This is a genomic window from Mesorhizobium sp. B2-1-1, assembly GCF_006442975.2.
Classification (GTDB): Bacteria; Pseudomonadota; Alphaproteobacteria; order Rhizobiales; family Rhizobiaceae; genus Mesorhizobium.
Map to the genome: position 1 here is coordinate 975,948 of NZ_CP083954.1, position 17,172 is coordinate 993,119.

Sequence of the window (17,172 nt, forward strand, 5' to 3'; positions counted from 1 at the left end):
GACATTCACTTGATATTGGCTTTGATGGCCGCGATGGCATCTTCCTGTGTGTATTCGTGCGTGGCGACACCGCCCTCCTTGATCTTCGGCAGAGCGGCCTCGAAATCGTCCTGAGTGAAGGCGAGATACGGCACCAGCAGGTCGTGCGGAATGTCCTTGCGGCCATCGAGCACTTGCTGCGCCACCCAGAAGGCGAGCGTCGAGACACCGGGCGCGATCGAGGCCGACCAGGTCTGGTAGCCGTCCTTTTCCTTCTGTTCCTTCCACCATTTCAGCTCGTCCTGGCGGTTGCCCATGATGATGGTCGGGCGCGGCTTGCCGGCGGCGGCGAAGGCTTGCGCGGCGCCATAGCCGTCACCGCCCTGGTCGACGATGCCGACGATTTCGGGCAGCGAGGGCAGGATGGTCGCCACCGCCTTCTGCGCCGTCGTCTGGTCCCAGTCGCCGGTCACCGAGCCGACGATCTTGAACTCGGGATGGGCGGCCACGCCTTCGAGGATGCCGGCATGGATGGCGTCGTCGATCGAGGTGCCGGCGAGGCCACGGATCTCGAGCAGGTTGCCGCCCTTGGGCTGGAACTTGGCCATATGCTCGACTTCCTGCTTGCCCATGTCCTTATAGTCGACGACGACGCGGTAGGCGCAGGGTTCGGTGACGATGCCGTCGAAGGAAACGACCACGATGCCGGCGTCGCAGGCCTGCTTGATGGCACCGTTCAGCGCGTCGGGCGAGGCGGCGTTGATGACGATGGCGTCATAGCCCTGTAGAATCAGGTTTTGCACCTGGGCTGCCTGGGTCGGCACTTCCTTGTCGGCCGTCGTGAAGACATCGGCGGCCCCGACCACCTTGTCGGCCACCGCCTTCTTGGTGACGGCGTTGTAGCTGTCGAGCATCGCCTGCCGCCACGAATTGCCGGCGTAATTGTTGGAGAAAGCGATCTTCTTGCCGCTGGTGTCGGCAAACGCCGTACCGGCTGCGAGCACCGCTGCAAGGGTGCCCAGGACGAACAGTTTCTTCATGTCATACTCCTCCCGAGTTGCTGGTCTTGATGGCTGCTGGTGACTATCGCGCTTGCGCACCTGTTTTTTATCTATTGTCAGACAAAAGTGCAGAAGGCCGGCGAGCTGTCAACTGCAATCCATAAGATGCCGCTGATCACATTGCGGTGCGACGATTGAAAAGGCTTCGGTGGATGGGCTAGGCATGCGGGCAGGAGGCCGCAGACGCATGGCAGTGACGCCGATCGTCCCCCCGGGGGCTCCGGGAATTCCGGCGCGCTGGACGTCAAGCGCCAAAAGCGGCGTCGGCGCGGCGCTTTCGCCGTCGAGCCGCGTCTGGTTCACGCTCAGCCATGGCATCCTGAACGAGATCTACTATCCCGGTGTCGACAGTGCCTGCACCCGCGACCTCGGCCTGATTGTCACCGGCCCGAACGGATATTTCTCGGAAGAAAAACGTGATGCCGCGCATGGCATCGAACCGTTCGAAGAAGGCGTGCCAGCCTACAGGCTGGTCAACACCGCTGATGACGGCGCCTACCGGATCGAGAAGCGTATCCTGGCCGACCCTGCACGACCCACCTTGCTGCAGGAGATCACCTTCACGCCGCTCAAGGGCGCGCCGGGCGACTACCGCGTCCGCGCCTTGCTGGCGCCGCATCTGGTCAATGCCGGGATGGGCAACACCGCCTGGGTCGGCGACCATGAGGGAGAGCCTGTGCTGTTCGCCTCGGGCCGCGGCACATGCCTTGCGCTGGCCTCATCGCTGCCCTGGCGGAACGGCTCGGCCGGCTATGTCGGCGTCTCCGACGGCTGGCAGCAACTGCGCAACACCGGTCGGCTCGATCCAGCCTTTCAGGGAGCCGAGGACGGCAATGTCGCGCTGACCGGCGAAATCGGGTTTTCCGCCAACGACGCCAAAGCCGTGCTGGCGCTGGGCTTCGGAGCGACGCCCGAAGAGGCCGCTCGAAATGCCTTCGCCAGCCTCAGGCAGGGTTTCGCGGCGGCGGCGACGTCCTACGTCGAACAGTGGCGCGAATGGCAGGCGGGCCTGCTGCGACTGGACCGCCATGACGCGTCCGGAGTGAACAGCTACAGGATCTCCACCGCCGTCCTGGCGACGCACCGGTCATCGCTCATGCCGGGCGCGGCGGTCGCCAGCCTGTCGATCCCATGGGGCTTCGACAAGGGCGACGACGATCTCGGCGGCTACCATCTGGTCTGGCCGCGCGATCTGGTCGAGACGGCGGGCGGCTTTCTCGCCGCCGGCGATGCCGCCTCGGCCCTGCAAACCCTCGACTATCTCTGCTCCATCCAGCAGCCGGACGGCCATTGGCCGCAGAACGCCTGGCTCGATGGGACAGCTTATTGGCCGGGCATCCAGATGGACGAATGCGCCTTTCCGCTGCTGCTGGCGGATGCGCTGCGGCGCCAGGGCCATTTGCCGCGCGCCAGGCTTTTGGCCTTCCTGCCAATGATCGAGCGCGCCGCAGCCTATGTCGTGCGCAATGGACCCGTCACCGGCGAGGACCGTTGGGAGGAGGATTCCGGTTACAGCCCGTTCACGCTCGCCGTTGAGATCGCGGCGCTGCTTGCCGCCGCGGATATGCTGGAGGCCTGCGGCAAGCAGGATGCAGCAAGCTATCTGCGCGAGACCGCCGACGGCTGGAACGACCAGGTCGAGCGCTGGACCTATGTCACCGGCACGGCAAGCTGCGAGGCGACCGGCGTCGCGGGTTACTATGTCCGCATCGCACCGCCCGACAGCGCCGAGGCCGGTTCGCCGAAGGACGGCTATGTGCCGATCAAAAACCGCCCGCCTGGCGATGCCGACCGGCCGGCGCAGGAAATCGTCAGCCCGGACGCATTGGCCCTGGTGCGCTTTGGGCTCAGGGCAGCCGACGATCCGCGCATCGTCGACACGGTCAAGGTCATCGACGCGCAGCTGCGCCGGCAACTGCCGCAGGGGCCGCTCTGGTATCGCTACACCGGCGACGGCTATGGCGAGCACGAGGACGGCGCGCCATTCGACGGCACCGGCCAGGGCCGCCCCTGGCCGTTGCTCGCCGGCGAACGGGCCCATTACGAGCTGGCGGCCGGACGCAAGGACAAGGCGACCTCGCTGCTGGCGGCAATGGAGGGCTCGTCCGGACCGGGCGGCCTGTTGCCGGAGCAGATCTGGGACGGCGCCGACCTCCCCGAGCGCGAACTGCTGCATGGCAAGCCCTCGGGCAGCGCCATGCCGCTGGTCTGGGCGCATTCCGAACATATCAAGCTGCTGCGCTCGCTGCGCGACGGCGCGGTGTTCGACATGCCGCCGCAAGGCGTCGAACGCTACATCGACAAAAAGATCGTCTCGATGTTCAGGACATGGCGCTTCAACAACAAAATCCGTTCCATGCCGGCCGGCAAGACAATGCGCCTCGAGCTTTTGGCGAAGGCGACCGTCCATTGGAGCGTCGACAATTGGGCGGCCGTGCATGACAGCGCGACCAGCGAGAATGCTTTCGGCATCCACCTCGCTGATCTGCCGGTCGCCGGCCTGCCCGAGGGGAGCACGCTGATCTTCACTTTTTTCTGGCCCGGCAGCGGCGATTGGGAGAATGTCGACTTCTCCGTCATCATTGGTGAACAGGACAGACTGTAGATCCTTCCCGACAGATCCTCTTCAAGACACAAGGATGAGACCATGCAGATCGGAATGATGGGACTGGGCCGAATGGGCGCCAACATGGTCCGGCGCCTGATGCGTGACGGCCACGAATGCGTCGTCTACGACATCAACCCGGCAAGCGTCGCGGCCCTGGTCGGCGACGGCGCCTCGGGGGCTGCATCGATGGCGGAATTCGTCGGCAAGCTCGCCAAGCCGCGCTGCGTGTGGCTGATGCTGCCTGCGGCCATCACCGGCAAGATCGTCGATCAGGTGGCGGCGCTGATGGAACCCGGCGACATCATCATCGACGGCGGCAATTCCTACTATCACGACGACGTCGACCGGGCCGCCAAGCTCGCCGCCAAAGGCCTCAACTATGTCGATGTCGGCACCAGCGGCGGCGTCTGGGGCCTGGATCGCGGCTACTGCCTGATGATCGGCGGGCCCGATGACGCGGTCCGGCATCTCGATTCGGTCTTCGCCACGCTGGCGCCCGGCGCGGATGCCGGTGCTCCCGACAAGACGGCCGGCACGGCGCCGTTCGGCTATCTGCATTGTGGCCCGAGCGGCGCCGGCCACTTCGTCAAGATGGTCCATAACGGCATCGAGTACGGCGTCATGGCCGCCTATGCCGAAGGCATGAATATTCTCAAGGCCGCCAATGCCGGCAAGGTCAAGCGCGAGGCCGATGCCGAGACCAGCCCGTTGCAGAACCCCGAATACTACCAGTTCGACATCGACCTTGCCGAAGTGGCCGAGGTCTGGCGGCATGGCAGCGTCATCGGCTCGTGGCTGCTTGATCTCACCGCCAGCGCGTTGAAGAGCGATCCCGGTCTGACCCAGTTCGGCGGCCGGGTGTCCGATTCCGGCGAAGGCCGCTGGACCCTGAAAGCGGCCATCGACACCGGCGTGCCGGCGCCGGTGCTGTCCTCGGCCCTGTTCGACCGCTTCTCCTCGCAAGGCGAATCCGAATTCGCCGACAAGCTCTTGTCGGCCATGCGCTATGCATTCGGCGGCCATGTCGAAAAACCGAAGGCCGGCAAGTGACGGCGGCAGGGGAGACGCACTCATGAGCCCGGAACGGTCCGATACGCTGGTGCTCTTCGGGGCGACCGGCGACCTCGCCCACAAGAAGATATTTCCTTCCCTCTATGCCATGGTCGCCAAGGGAACGCTTACCGAACCGGTGATCGGCGTCGCCTTCGACGCCTGGGATTTGAGGAAATTGCAGGACCGCGCGCGCGACGGCATCGTCAATACGCTCGGCAAGATCGACGAGAAGGTGTTCGCCAAGCTCGCTTCGCTGCTGCGCTATGTCAGCGGCGACTATCGCGACCCGGCCACGTTCGAGAAACTGAAGAGCGCGCTGGGCACCGCCCAGCGGCCGCTGCACTACATGGCGGTGCCGCCGACCATGTTCGAGACGGTGGTCCAGGGTCTGGAGCAATCGGGCACGGCGCGCGGCGCGCGGCTGATGGTGGAAAAGCCCTTCGGCCATGACCTGCAATCGGCGCGCTGGCTGAACCGAGTGCTGCATCTGGTGTTCGACGAACAGTCGATCTTCCGCATCGATCACTATCTCGGCAAGGAGGCGATCCAGAACCTGCTCTATTTCCGCTTCGCCAATTCCTTCCTGGAACCGATCTGGAACCGCAATTTCGTCGAGAGCGTGCAGATCACCATGGCCGAGGATTTCGGCATCGATGGGCGCGGCCGGTTCTATGACGAGGTCGGCTGCGTCAGGGACGTGATCGAGAACCATCTGCTCAACATCCTCCTGCTGCTGGCGATGGAACCGCCGGTCGGCCGTTCCGCCGACGACCTGATCGACGAGAAGGTGCAGGTGCTGCGCGCGATCCGCACCTTGACCAAGGACGATATCGTGCGTGGCCAATTCGACGGCTATCTCGCCGAGCCCGGCGTGGCGCCCAACTCGCCGGTCGAAACTTTCGCGGCGGTGCGCTTCTTCGTCGACACCTGGCGCTGGCGCGACGTGCCGTTCTTCATCCGCGCCGGCAAGAACATGCCGGTGCATGCCACGGAGGTGATCGTGCGGCTGAAGCGGCCGCCGCTCGATGTCTTCGACCCGATCAAGCCGAACGACGCCAACTATGTGCGCTTCCGCATCGACCCGCAGGTGGCGATCTCGATCGGCGCCCAGCGCAAGGCAGCGGGCGACGACATGGTCGGCGAACAGGTCGAACTGACGGCGCTCGACGACAGCAAGGGCGATATGCCGCCCTATGAACGGCTGATCGGCGATGCCATGAACGGCAATGGCCAGCTTTTTACCCGCCAGGACGCCAGCGAACTTGCCTGGCGCATCGTCGGGCCGGTCCTCGGCGACACCACGCCGCCGCATCTTTATGAACCGAAGACCTGGGGGCCGGCAGCCGCCATGAACGGCTTCGGGCCGCCGAACGGCTGGATCAATCCATCGAAATAGGCTGGGAGAGGGCAGCATGGCCAGGACGGCAAGGCCGAAAGCGGCGAGCGGCGATCCGATCGTGCTGTCGATCGACATAGGCGGCTCGCACGTCAAGATCCTCACCAGCTCAGGCGGTGCTGAGCGCCGCGCCGATTCCGGGCCGGACCTGAGGCCCCAGCAGATGATCGATGCGGTGAAGGCGCTGGCCGACGGACTGTCCTACGACGTCATCTCGATGGGCTATCCCGGCCCGGTGCATCACAACAGGCCCTTGTTCGATCCCGCCAATCTCGGCAAGGGCTGGGCCGGCTTCGACTTCGCCGCGCAGTTCGGCAAACCGGTCAAGGTGGTCAACGACGCGCTGATGCAGGCCATCGGCAGCTATGAAGGCGGTCGCATGCTGTTCCTGGGGTTGGGAACCGGCCTGGGTGCGGCGATGATCGTCGACAACGTCGCCCAACCGATGGAACTCGCCCATCTTCCCTATAAGAAGGGCAAGAGCTTCGAGGACTATGTCGGTGAGCGCGGCCTGATAAAACGCGGCAAGAAGAAATGGCGAAAATCCGTTTTCGACGTCGTCGACCGGCTGCGCGCCGCCATGCAGCCCGATTATGTCGTCATCGGCGGCGGCAATGTCGACAAGCTCGGCGATTTGCCCGCCGACAGCAGGCGCGGCGACAACACACGCGCCTTCGAAGGCGGATTTCGTCTGTGGCGAGACAAGGCCCTGATCGTCTGATAGTATTACAGTTCAGTATAGTTATTCAAAATAATGTGTGACGCGGGGCCAAGTCGTTGCATTGCGCAGATTTGCCGACTAGGAATTCCGGCGCACTACATCGCGACGAACCGCGAGGGACGTGCAAAGACGCCGCCGCACTTTAACTTTGCGCATCATCCCATCCGAAACTGTGCCGATTTCGGGCCCCATACGCCATAGACGGAGGAAAATAGATTGACCGACGACAGCAACGACGCTCGCAAGGATATCGACCTTCTCGAGCTGACCGCCCATATCGTGTCGGCTTACGTCGAGAAGAACCGCCTGCCCGCCTCCGGCCTGGCCGACCTCATCGCCAGCGTCAGCGCTTCGATCAGCGGGCTCGGCCAGCCGGCCGTACCCGTGGCGGCGCCGCTCGTGCCGGCGGTCAATCCCAAGAAGTCGGTGACGCCGGATTTCATCATCTGCCTGGAGGACGGCAAGAAGTTCAAATCGCTGAAGCGTCATCTGGGCGTGCATTTCGGCCTGACGCCGGACGCCTACCGAGCCAAATGGGGCTTGCCGTCGGACTATCCGATGGTCGCTCCCAATTACGCGGCCTCGCGTTCGGAACTGGCTAAGTCGATCGGTCTCGGCCGCAAGGCCGTCGCCCCGAAAGCGCCGGCCAGGGGCAGGAAAGCCAAGGTCTCGGCCTGAGCGCGCATTCCGGCGCTGAGCCAATGGTTTGATTGAGGCCTGCCGGCGGTTCCGTCTTGGCAGGCTGCCCGATGTTGCGCTCTTCCACGGCGAGCGCGCAATTGCAGGGGGGCTCGACGCCATCTCCGGCGAGCTGAGGGAATGATTTTCCACCCCGCCTGCAGGCAGGCAGGAAAGCTCAGTTCGCTGCCGGAACGGAACAGCTCAGATCGCCTTCCTTGCAGTTCAGGTAACCGTCGAAATCCTTGACCCGGGATTGCGTCAGGCCATCCATGCACATCGAGAGGAGCATGGGGACCACGCTGCCTCCGGCCGCTCCCGCGGTCTGAAAATTGCACTCAGCGTCGCGGAACTTGATCCAATCCTGCTGCGCTTGGACAAGAAGCTTCTTGGTATCCGCGTCGTCCTTCAGGCGGGTTTCGATCTGCTTGTAAAGTTCGTTGAGCTTCTTGTCGGATTTCCTGAACGAAGCATCGGCGCACTGGTTCATGGTGGCCTGATCCTTGGCGTCGGCACACTTGTCCTTGGCAAAAGCGAAAGCCGGCATGGCCAGAACCACGGCGGTGGTCAGAATTGCGGTTTTCATTGGTCTCGTCCTCTTTGCAGGTGAGCGGCATCGTCATTCCGTAACGGTTTCGGCGAAGCACCTGGCCAGCTTTTCCGGTGCTCCAAGCTTCTTCGCCCAGGATACCAGTCCAGGCTTTTCCGATGGATCGGCATAGCCGCCCCATACGTCACGAAACTGCTTCTTTCCGTCGACGGTCTGGAAGAACATCACGCCGTCATCGCTCACAGGCGTGGAGACATAAGCGGCGCTCCAGTTGCCGCTTTCCAAGATGGTGATGAACTTGGCGCGGGCGGGCTTGAACTTATTGTCCATCGCCGAAGCGACGAGCGGTGCATATTCCTGTTTGCGCGCCTTCGTCACTTCGACCTTGACGCCGTCGCAGGCATCGTTCGCGAAAGCAGATGTCGGTATCAATCCCGCCAGCCCGATCATGACGGTTTTGGCGTGCCGTCGAACCAAGTCGCCGAATTCAGACATGGGTGGTTTTCCTCTTCCTTTGCGGAGTGTGGCTGTCAGTCGGAATCGTCGTCATCGGACGAATTGTCATCGTCAGGCGCATCGACCTGGCAGCCGATGCCATTGCACCCCTGATAGTTGCCCTGCGTATCGAAGCTTGGATTGCCGGGCTGTGGCCCATGCATTCGACGACTTTGCGGCCGGCCGTCGCAATTCCTCAAGTCGAGGGGAGCGCTCCCAGCGGGAGCCGCCTTGGCGAATGTCCATTTCCCTCTCCATGCCTAGCGCCCATCCGCCCAAGCATGCCAACGATCCGCCGGCGCGGTTGATGTATCCATAGGTTGTAGCCGATGTCGCCGGCTAGCAAGGGAAAATTGCCAGATCTTGAGTTCTGTTTTGAGAATGCTTAATAATCCAGTAAGCGCCCTGCTTGATTTAGCAAGTACTTAAATATAATTGACAGAAAGGCTCCAGCAAAAAGATTGCTGGGTTACGCCTACGCTTTTCGACTATTCCAACATAAAATGGTCTATTATTCCAATTCACAAGGGACGACGATATATAAGGGTGAAGTTACGCTCGACATTATCGCCAGAGCCCCAATGTATTGGTAGGTTTCGGCCAGGCCAGTGGGCAGGCCAAAAGAATGCTGCTCACGGATCGGCTTTCAAGGTTATCGCGTGCACGATGGGGGAGACATGCGGTCTTCGAGACACCCGATAGGCTTTCCTGTCCCGCTGGGTCTTGGCGGGTGAGTTTCGTGTGCGTTCGATGGAACACGCCAGAAAATCCTTGATCCAGAACCTGTTTTTTGCGCGCGTCATACGTCGAACTGGGCTAAAGGGTTCCCCGGCCGGACCAGCGTCCATCGTGGAAGTGCCCCGCCGGCCTCCATCCTTCTAACGGGGCCTCGTTCCATGACCGCCGAACAGATATCACCGGACCAGCGCTATGCCGCGTTCCGCCATCGCTCCTTCCTGAGCTATTGGGCGGCGCGCTTCCTCACCACATTCGCCACCATGATCGTTTCCGTCGCGGTCGGCTGGCAGATGTACGACCTGACCCGTGACCCGCTCGATCTCGGTCTTGTCGGCATCGTCCAGTTCCTGCCTTCGCTACTCCTGGTGCTGGTCACCGGGGTCGTTGCCGACCGTTTCGGCCGCCGGCTGATCATGGCGCTGGCGGTGCTACTCGAGGCGATCTGCGCGCTCGCGCTGCTCATCCTGACCCTGCGCGGCATCAGTGGCCCGCTGCCAATCTTCATCGTGCTCGCCATGTTCGGCATCGCCCGCGCCTTCTTCGGACCGGCCTCGTCGTCGCTGTTCGCCAATCTGGTGCCGCCCCGGGATTTCGCCAACGCCATTGCCTGGAACTCGTCGGCCTGGCAGACGGCGACCATCGTCGGGCCGGTCGCCGGCGGCCTTCTCTACGGCGTATCGGCCGAGGTGGCCTATGGCACGGCCACGGCGCTGATGCTCGTCGCCGGGCTGCTGATCTTCACCATACCGAGGCCGGCACAGCGCAGCGAGACCGACAAGCCGACCATGCAGACCCTGTTCGCCGGCTTCGGTTACATCTGGGGCGAGAAGATCGTGCTTGGCGCCATCTCGCTCGATCTCTTCGCCGTGCTCCTGTCCGGCGCCTCGGCGCTGCTACCGATCTATGCCCGCGACATATTGCAACTCGGTCCCTGGGGACTTGGTTTGCTGCGCTCGGCGCCAGGGGTGGGTGCCATCTGTGTCGCCATCTGGCTCGCTGGTCATCCTATCCGAAACCACGCGGGCCTGATCATGCTCGGCTTCGTGGCCGCGTTCGGCGCCTTTACGGTGCTGTTCGGCCTGTCGACCTTCACCTGGCTGTCGATCCTGGCATTGGCCTTCCTCGGCGCCACCGACATGTTCAGCGTCTACATCAGGGAAACGTTGATCCAGCTCTGGACCCCCGATCATGTCCGCGGCCGCGTCAACGCCGTCAATCAGGTCTTCGTCGGCGCCTCCAACGAGCTCGGCGAATTCCGCGCCGGCACCATGGCGGCGCTGATCGGCACGGTGCCTGCCGTCGTCATCGGCGGCGTCGGCGCCATTGCCGTTGCCGGCCTGTGGGCCTATCTGTTCCCGGCGCTCCGAAGGGTGCGGCACCTCAGTGGACGAAACTGACGGGGATCGAATTCAGGTCCACCGGTATCGGCGGGCTGCGAATCTGTGCTAAGCCGCCGCCCGACCAATCAAAGGACGATAACTGTGAGCGAACCGACCGTGGCTGAGGCAACCGAGAGTATCTATGTGTCGCTGCGGGCCGATAATGCCGATCTCGACGCCCATATCGCGACGCTTAAGGCAGCGCTGGCACGAGAGGGGATGAAGCAGGCGGTGTTCGATCCCACCAAACTGGCGCAGAACAACCGCTCGGGCCGCAAATTGATGCAGGCTTATTTTCGTCAGCGCGGCGTGAGCGTGACGTTTTCGAACTAGCAGGTGTTAAACGACCCGCCATCAGGGGATGGTTGTGCCGCGACCGCGCCGTCGGCCGCCGAAAATCAGCACCAGGAACTCGTCCAGCCAGCGCTTGAGGTGCATGTCCCAGATCAGCCTGCCGCCGAGATGGTCGCGGCCGGGCTGGGCGCCCGGCAATTCGAAGCGGTGCGCGCCGCGCACCACCCAGCGCTGCATCATCAGCCTGGTCAATTCGCCGTGGAACTGGATGCCCCAGGCATTGTCGCGGTAGCGGAAAGCCTGGTTGGGATAGGTCTCGGCGGTCGCCAGCAAGGTCGCGTCGCTCGGCAGCGAAAAACCTTCGCGATGGAACTGATAGACCATTTCGGGCCAGTGCATCAGCTTTCTGCCGGCTTCGGTCGCCTTCAACGGATACCAGCCGATCTCGACCAGACCTTCGCCATGGCCCTCGACCTTGCCGCCGAGATGGTTGGCCAGCATCTGCGCACCAAGGCAGATACCCAGCAGCGGTCGGTTCTCACGCAGCGGAACCTCAAGCCAGTCGGTCTCGCGGCGGACGAACTCGTCCTCGTCATTGGCGCTCATCGGCCCGCCGAACACCACGGCCCCGGCATGGCCGTCGAGCGTCTCTGGCAAGGCATCGCCAAGCGGCGGGCGGCGGATGTCGAGATCGAAGCCCTCTTCGAGAAGCATGTGGCCGACGCGCCCGGGGCTCGAATTCTCCTGATGCAGCACGATCAGGATTCTCGGCTTCGAACGCGGCGGCATCGGCGGCATCGGCGGCATCGGCGGATGGATCCTATTCGTCGCTCGACGTTCCACGGGCCCCCGGCGCCGCGGCCGCCGCCTTGCGGCGCGCCTCGATGCGATCCTGGCGTTCGACGCCGATCAGCTCGGCAACGCGCCAGACCGTGTTGTCTTCCAACTCGTGCAGCTCGCCATCGGCATAGACGATCTCCCACATCAGGCCGATGAAAGCCTTGCGGCCTTCGGCATCGAGGTGGCGCTTCAGCACGCTGGTGAAGGCATAGAGGTCGATCGCCTCGTTGTCGGCGCGCTCGCCGGCGGCGGCCAGCGCGTCGAGCTCGTTGCCGCTGACCGAATAGGCCTGCGCCAGCACTGCCTTGAACCGTTCCCACTCGACGTCCTGGCGCACGCCGTCGGCGCTCATCACGTGGTAGAGCAGCGCCGAGGCTGCCACGCGCGGATCATCGGCGCTGGCGCGGGCGCCGGTGCCGGTCGGCAAATCCCTCAGAAACGACAAAACGCGTTCGAACATCGATCCATTCCCAAACGGCCGGGCCACCCAGCCAACTCAAAACAACCGGAACCGGCGCGGCGACTTTTCCGCCGCATCGTCCGGATCGACGCCGGGATCGTCCGGCAGGCGTGCCAGTTCCTGCGCCGGTTCGACGGCCTCGGCATCGGCGGGCACCGCGGCGAAAGCCTGCGCCGTCACCGGCCTGACGTGGTCCTGATCGTTCTCGGCCTGCTTGCCGGCCGTCTCGCCGCCCGGGCCAGCGTGATCGATCACCTCGACCGACTCTTCCTGCGCCGGCCTGCCCGGCGCCTCGATAGCCACCGCCGGGGCGTCCGGCGCATCGTCACGGCTGTCGATCAGCTGGCCGAGACGCTCCATCGGGGCGCGCCACTCGAAGGCGTCAAGCCGGCCGGTGACCGGCGATACCGGCGCCCAGCGCTCCGAGACGACGCCGTCGGCGACCCAGGCCGGGTCGCGCGGCGCCCGCACCGCCTTGGACAAGAGCTGTCGCACCTTGCCTTGGTCGCCCGTCTCGGCTTCTTCGATGTCGGCCAAAAGCAGATAGGCGCCCTCGCGGCGGTCCATCCGGATCGCCGCCTCGGCTTCGCGGCGGGCAGTCGCAAAATCCTGTGCATCGAGCGCGGCGCGCGCCACCGTCATCGAGGATTCGGCGTGGTTCTTCTTCATCTCCTGCAATTTCCTCGCCCGGTTGAGGCGATCGAGCACGGCGTCACCCGGCCTGGCATGGGTATAGAGCTCCGCTATCTCCGGATGCGGTTCGGCCCTCCAGGCTGTCTCGAGGATCTTCGAGCCCTTGCGCACGTCGTTCTGGCGAAACAGCAGCGTCGCAGCCGCGACCGCGGCCGGCGCGAACTCCGGCTGCAGCCGATTGGCCTCTATCGCCGCCGTGCGGGCGGCTGCGGGATCGCTGTCGGCGAGTGACTGCGCCTTGGCGGTCAACAGCACGGCGCGTCGGCGGTTGGCGGCGTCACGTTCGATCTGGCGGGTCGCCTTCTGCGCCTCGACCAGCTTCAGCGCGCCGTCCCAGTCGCCGCGCCCGGTCAGCTCTTCAAGCGTCGATTCGGCCGCCCAGGCCAGTTGCGGCGCCATGCCGGCGGCGCGCCCGGCATAGTGCCTGGCGGCATTGCGGTCCCCCAGGCGCTCGGCTTCGAGATAAAGCCCGCGCAGGCCGAGCAGCCGCATTTCGGGATCGTCGAGCATGCTCTCGAATTTCTGGCGCGCGCCTTCGTGGTCGCCTTCGAGCAGCGAAGCCTGGGCTTCGAGCAGATGGATCAATGGCTCCTGGTCGGAGCGGATCAGCTTGGCCGCTTCCTTGGTCTTCTTGCGGGCCAGCGCGCCGTCGCCGGCGCCGGCGGCGATCATGCCGGTCGACAGCGCCTGATAGCCGCGGTCGCGGCGCCGCACCCGGAAATAGCGCGAAATGGTGTAGGGGCTGTTCCAGACCGACTTGATCAGCCACCACAGGATCATCACCGCCGCGACGACAGCGACCACCGCCACCGCCGCCACCATCAGGCTGACCTGATACTGGTAGCCGTTGAAGGTGATGACCATGTCGCCCGGCCGGTCCGCCAGCCAGGCAAAGCCTAGGCCCAGCGCGAAGACGACGGCGAGGAAGAGCAGGATTCGGATCATCGCCAGTTCCTCACGCCTTCATCGCGCCTGATATCAGCGCATCGATCAGCGTCTCGACCTCGATGCGTGCCTTCAGCTTGCCGGCAAAATCGGCGCCGGCCGCCTTTGCAGGCGCGGGCAGCGTCTCATATTCTGTGAGCGCCTTGGCATAGTCGCCCTGATTGACCGCCACCTCCATGCGCGCAATGGTTTCCGGCGCGCCGGCGCCCTGGACAGCGCCGATCGGCCGGACCTTGACCAGCGATTCGGCGCTCGACAGAAGGTTCTGCAGCAGCCCGGCATTTTCGTCGACCGGCGTGGCCGCCGCGACCATGGCGTTGGCGGCGGCATCCATCTGCGATGCGATCTCGGTGCGGGTCTGGACGCCCTTTTGGGCGTAGGCGCGCAGAGCCGCAAGCTGCGGCGCGTCCGGCGCGATCGCGGCGAAGGTCTCGAGTTCGGCACCAAACGGCGCGCCACGGTCGAGCGCCGCCTTCAGTGCCGAAGCGGCGATGGCGAGCGCGACCTTCGGCTGTCCGGCCTGCGCCTCGACTTTCCCAGAAAGCTGCGACACCGACTGCTCCAGCGCGGTGAGCCGACTGTCCTGCTTCGCCGCCGCCTCGCCGGCCGATTTCACCAGCGCATCGAGGCCAGCCAGCCTTTCATTGAGCGGACCGAGATCGACTGGGGCCGAGTTGCCGGCCTTGCCGAGCGCCGCAACCGCCGTCTCGATCTGCCTGACCTTGTCGCCAAGCGCGGCCAGCCCGGCATTGTCGCCCGCTCCGCCTTGCTCGACCGCCGATTTGAGCGCTGCGACATCCGTCCTGACCTGATCCAACGCCGCGGACAACCCGTCGACCTTGGCCGACGCACCGCCGTCGCCGGCTTGCCTCAGATCCGCGATCTCGGCTCTGAGCGCGGCGATTTCGCCGTTGACGCCTTCGAGCGAGACGCTGGGAGCGGACCCCGGCGCGCCGAGCAGGCCGGCGAACTGCAATCCGCCGGCGCCGACCAGTGCGATGACACCGCCGATGATGCCGGCCGCGATGCCGTTGACCCGCTTCGGCGGTGGCGGTGCGGATGCGGTTTTCCCGTTCCCCGCCGAGGCGCCGGTTACTGGCCCGGCCGGTTCAGGTTCGGCGCGCTTCGCCGATGTGTCCTCGAAACTGTAGTCGAAGGCGCCGGCCTTGCCAGCGGCGTCGTCCCGGGAACCGGGGTAGGCTGCCGCCGGTTCGTCCGCCTTGGCGGCGCTTTCCGCGGATCGTTCCGATCGGGGCGCTGTCGCCTCGGCGTGCTCCCAGGGTTCTAGATCGGTCTGGTCGGCGTGCACAGGCTCTTCGGGCGCCTCCGGCCGCGAGGCGTTCGCGGCTTCCTCCGCCTTGGCCTCGTCGGTTTGCGCCCCGGCCCTGGCGGCATTCTCGTCGGCGATGCGGGAAACGGCGCCGGGCTCAAGTTCGATGGTCACCGGCTCGCGGCGGCTTTTCGAATGTCGCATCTTCGGCGTCTTGACCATGCTTGGGCTCCGCAAATTCGCTTGGGGATGGTTCAAAGAGGGTCTAGCACATCACCAAGCGGTGAAAAGGGGCGGTGTGATGACGCGGCTCAGGACCCGGGCCGCAAAAGCGAAAGCAGCGCACCCTCGTCGGGCCGCGCGGCTATGTGGATGCGGTCGCCAGCGACGTCGCCAAGGACGGCGGCGATGCGATGCGACAGGGCAAAAACCCGCGTCTTGTCAAAGGCTTCATGCAGCGCAGGCCGCCTGACCAAGGCCTGCAGCGCAGCAGCCGCCCTGGCGGAATAGAGCAGCACCGCATCCGCGGTTTGCCCCGACAGACGGGCAAGCACGGCCTCGTCCGAATAGGTCACGGCGAGCGTGTCGTATGTCTCGACGGGGCGGACCCCGACATCGGCAGCTTGCAGCCGCTGCTCGAATGCCGGGAAGCGCACGCGTCCGCAGAGATAGACAATGGTCTTGCCCTGGAATTCGCCGGCAAGACTGCCAGCAAGACCTTCGGCATTGCCGGGACCTTCGCTGACGGACAAAAATCCTGCTTCACGCGCGGCTTGCGCGGTCCTCTTGCCGACGGCATGGCAAGGCAAGTCCGAAAGCCGGGCGACGACCTCCTTAGGCGCAAAGCGCACGCCATTGGCGCTGGTCACCGCAACGGCCACGGCATTGCCGATGACGAGGTCCGTATCGATCGGCAAGGCCACCGTCTCGGTCAGCGGCAAAAGCAGCGGTAGAAACCCCATGTCCTTGAGCATTCGCGCGGTGCGGGAGGCGCCCGGTTGAGGCCGCGTCACCAGAACGCGCTGCACCGTCAGGCCCAGCCGTCGAAGAATGTCTCGCCGGCCCTGGCCCGCACCGTCCTTGCCGCCTCTTCACCGATGCGGGCGGCATCCAGCGCCAGGCCTTTCATCTCGACCATGTGCGACTGCGTGCCATCAGGCGAGATGATCAATCCCGCGAAAGAAAGGTCCGCGCCGTCTATCACGGCATGACCGGCAATCGGCGTGCGGCAGGAGCCGTCGAGGGCCGCCAGGAAAGCGCGCTCGCAAGCCAGCGCCTGTCCGGTCGGCAGGTCGTGGATGGCCGCCAGCATCTGTTCGACGTCGCCATCGCCTATGCGGGTTTCGATGCCGATCGCGCCTTGGCCCGGCGCCGGCGGAAAGATGTCGAGCGGGATCAGATCGGTGACCACGTGGCCGAGCCCGAGCCGCTTCAGCCCGGCATGGGCGAGGATGGTGCCGGCGGCAACGCCTTCATTGAGCTTGCGCAGCCGCGTCTGCACATTGCCACGAAACATCACCACGTCGAGATCCGGCCGCATGCGGCGGATCAGCGCCTGCCGCCTGAGCGACGACGAGCCGACTTTGGCGCCACGCGGCAGGTCTGCAATCGTCTTAGCCGCCTTGCCGACGAAAGCATCGCGCGCGTCCTCGCGCGGCAGGAAAGCAGACAGCTCCAGCCCATCGGGCAACTGCGTCGGCATGTCCTTCGAGGAATGCACGGCAATGTCGATCGCGCGGGCGAGCAGCGCCTCCTCGATCTCCTTGGTGAAGAGGCCCTTGCCGCCAGCTTCCGACAGCGGCCGGTCCTGGATGCGGTCGCCGGTGGTCGAGATGACGACGATTTCGAACGCTTCTTGCGGCAAACCATGCGCCGCCATAAGCCGCGCCTGGGTTTCCTGCGCCTGCGCCAGCGCCAGCGGGCTGCCGCGTGTTCCGATCTTCAAGATTGTTTGCATGGCGCGCGGTCCGTGATAACCCCCCGGCAAGCGAAGTCGCCTTTTCCGGGCGTCT

At 64.7% G+C, this 17,172-nt stretch carries 16 protein-coding genes; 7 read left to right on the forward strand and 9 right to left on the reverse strand.

The genetic code is table 11. The annotated features are described in order from the left end of the window. Nucleotides 1–5 precede the first annotated feature (5 nt). Nucleotides 6–1,019, reverse strand: a complete 1,014-nt coding sequence (locus FJ972_RS04670) for an ABC transporter substrate-binding protein (protein WP_140492600.1) — start codon at nucleotides 1,017–1,019, stop codon at nucleotides 6–8. A gap of 208 nt (nucleotides 1,020–1,227) precedes the next feature. On the opposite strand from FJ972_RS04670, the gene FJ972_RS04675 reads away from it, so the two are divergent. The 5 genes from FJ972_RS04675 to FJ972_RS04695 all read left to right on the forward strand — a co-directional run bounded on the left by FJ972_RS04675 (nucleotide 1,228) and on the right by FJ972_RS04695 (nucleotide 7,496). Then, nucleotides 1,228–3,645: a glucan 1,4-alpha-glucosidase gene (locus FJ972_RS04675; protein ID WP_140524655.1), complete on the forward strand. Its 2,418-nt coding sequence runs from the start codon at nucleotides 1,228–1,230 to the stop codon at nucleotides 3,643–3,645. Nucleotides 3,646–3,687: 42 nt separating this feature from the next. Further along, complete coding sequence (gene gnd / locus FJ972_RS04680; protein WP_140524656.1) at nucleotides 3,688–4,698, forward strand: phosphogluconate dehydrogenase (NAD(+)-dependent, decarboxylating); 1,011 nt, start codon at nucleotides 3,688–3,690, stop codon at nucleotides 4,696–4,698. A 22-nt stretch (nucleotides 4,699–4,720) separates the two neighbouring features. Then, nucleotides 4,721–6,097 carry a glucose-6-phosphate dehydrogenase gene (gene zwf, locus FJ972_RS04685; RefSeq protein WP_140513965.1) on the forward strand — a complete coding sequence of 459 codons (1,377 nt, stop codon included), beginning with the start codon at nucleotides 4,721–4,723 and terminating at the stop codon, nucleotides 6,095–6,097. A 16-nt stretch (nucleotides 6,098–6,113) separates the two neighbouring features. Beyond that, the gene (locus FJ972_RS04690; RefSeq protein ID WP_140492612.1) at nucleotides 6,114–6,818 is read left to right on the forward strand and encodes an ROK family protein; all 705 of its coding nucleotides are present in this window, start codon (nucleotides 6,114–6,116) and stop codon (nucleotides 6,816–6,818) included. Between the two features lie 216 nt (nucleotides 6,819–7,034). After that, nucleotides 7,035–7,496: a MucR family transcriptional regulator gene (locus FJ972_RS04695; protein ID WP_140492615.1), complete on the forward strand. Its 462-nt coding sequence runs from the start codon at nucleotides 7,035–7,037 to the stop codon at nucleotides 7,494–7,496. 178 nt (nucleotides 7,497–7,674) lie between these two features. On the opposite strand, the gene FJ972_RS04700 is transcribed toward FJ972_RS04695, so the two are convergent. Further along, nucleotides 7,675–8,082 (reverse strand): lysozyme inhibitor LprI family protein, encoded by a 408-nt coding sequence (locus FJ972_RS04700; RefSeq protein ID WP_140513964.1) that lies wholly within the window; start codon nucleotides 8,080–8,082, stop codon nucleotides 7,675–7,677. Between the two features lie 33 nt (nucleotides 8,083–8,115). Beyond that, complete coding sequence (locus FJ972_RS04705; protein ID WP_140513963.1) at nucleotides 8,116–8,541, reverse strand: hypothetical protein; 426 nt, start codon at nucleotides 8,539–8,541, stop codon at nucleotides 8,116–8,118. An 896-nt stretch (nucleotides 8,542–9,437) separates the two neighbouring features. Here FJ972_RS04705 and FJ972_RS04710 point away from each other — a divergent pair. Both FJ972_RS04710 and FJ972_RS04715 read left to right on the forward strand, forming a co-directional pair. Next, entirely contained in the window at nucleotides 9,438–10,676 is a 1,239-nt protein-coding gene (locus FJ972_RS04710; RefSeq protein ID WP_140513962.1) for an MFS transporter, read from the forward strand. 84 nt (nucleotides 10,677–10,760) lie between these two features. Next, entirely contained in the window at nucleotides 10,761–10,991 is a 231-nt protein-coding gene (locus FJ972_RS04715) for a hypothetical protein (RefSeq protein ID WP_140492627.1), read from the forward strand. Nucleotides 10,992–11,012: 21 nt separating this feature from the next. Here the strand turns inward: FJ972_RS04715 and FJ972_RS04720 are convergent, their stop codons facing one another. From FJ972_RS04720 to hemC, 6 genes are all read right to left on the reverse strand, one after another. Beyond that, nucleotides 11,013–11,750: a glutamine amidotransferase gene (locus FJ972_RS04720; RefSeq protein ID WP_224655818.1), complete on the reverse strand. Its 738-nt coding sequence runs from the start codon at nucleotides 11,748–11,750 to the stop codon at nucleotides 11,013–11,015. Nucleotides 11,751–11,772: 22 nt separating this feature from the next. Next, a complete protein-coding gene (locus FJ972_RS04725) occupies nucleotides 11,773–12,252 on the reverse strand; it encodes a TerB family tellurite resistance protein (protein ID WP_140492633.1) in 480 nt (159 codons plus the stop codon). Nucleotides 12,253–12,288: 36 nt separating this feature from the next. Next, nucleotides 12,289–13,890 (reverse strand): heme biosynthesis protein HemY, encoded by a 1,602-nt coding sequence (locus FJ972_RS04730; RefSeq protein WP_140513961.1) that lies wholly within the window; start codon nucleotides 13,888–13,890, stop codon nucleotides 12,289–12,291. Between the two features lie 10 nt (nucleotides 13,891–13,900). After that, entirely contained in the window at nucleotides 13,901–15,382 is a 1,482-nt protein-coding gene (locus FJ972_RS04735; RefSeq protein ID WP_140524657.1) for a COG4223 family protein, read from the reverse strand. An 89-nt stretch (nucleotides 15,383–15,471) separates the two neighbouring features. Beyond that, entirely contained in the window at nucleotides 15,472–16,188 is a 717-nt protein-coding gene (locus tag FJ972_RS04740; RefSeq protein WP_140513959.1) for a uroporphyrinogen-III synthase, read from the reverse strand. Between the two features lie 2 nt (nucleotides 16,189–16,190). After that, nucleotides 16,191–17,117, reverse strand: coding sequence for a hydroxymethylbilane synthase (gene hemC, locus FJ972_RS04745; RefSeq protein ID WP_140513958.1), 927 nt, complete (start codon nucleotides 17,115–17,117; stop codon nucleotides 16,191–16,193). Nucleotides 17,118–17,172: the final 55 nt, after the last annotated feature.

Coding starts and splice junctions, on each gene's coding strand:
- FJ972_RS04670 (WP_140492600.1), bottom strand. CDS start 1,019: ATGAAGAAACTGTTCGTCCTGGGCACCCTTGCAGCGGTGCTCGCAGCC.
- hemC (WP_140513958.1), bottom strand. CDS start 17,117: ATGCAAACAATCTTGAAGATCGGAACACGCGGCAGCCCGCTGGCGCTG.
- FJ972_RS04705 (WP_140513963.1), bottom strand. CDS start 8,541: ATGTCTGAATTCGGCGACTTGGTTCGACGGCACGCCAAAACCGTCATG.
- FJ972_RS04725 (WP_140492633.1), bottom strand. CDS start 12,252: ATGTTCGAACGCGTTTTGTCGTTTCTGAGGGATTTGCCGACCGGCACC.
- FJ972_RS04710 (WP_140513962.1), top strand. CDS start 9,438: ATGACCGCCGAACAGATATCACCGGACCAGCGCTATGCCGCGTTCCGC.
- gnd (WP_140524656.1), top strand. CDS start 3,688: ATGCAGATCGGAATGATGGGACTGGGCCGAATGGGCGCCAACATGGTC.
- FJ972_RS04735 (WP_140524657.1), bottom strand. CDS start 15,382: ATGGTCAAGACGCCGAAGATGCGACATTCGAAAAGCCGCCGCGAGCCG.
- zwf (WP_140513965.1), top strand. CDS start 4,721: ATGAGCCCGGAACGGTCCGATACGCTGGTGCTCTTCGGGGCGACCGGC.
- FJ972_RS04675 (WP_140524655.1), top strand. CDS start 1,228: ATGGCAGTGACGCCGATCGTCCCCCCGGGGGCTCCGGGAATTCCGGCG.
- FJ972_RS04700 (WP_140513964.1), bottom strand. CDS start 8,082: ATGAAAACCGCAATTCTGACCACCGCCGTGGTTCTGGCCATGCCGGCT.
- FJ972_RS04720 (WP_224655818.1), bottom strand. CDS start 11,750: ATGCCGCCGATGCCGCCGCGTTCGAAGCCGAGAATCCTGATCGTGCTG.
- FJ972_RS04730 (WP_140513961.1), bottom strand. CDS start 13,890: ATGATCCGAATCCTGCTCTTCCTCGCCGTCGTCTTCGCGCTGGGCCTA.
- FJ972_RS04690 (WP_140492612.1), top strand. CDS start 6,114: ATGGCCAGGACGGCAAGGCCGAAAGCGGCGAGCGGCGATCCGATCGTG.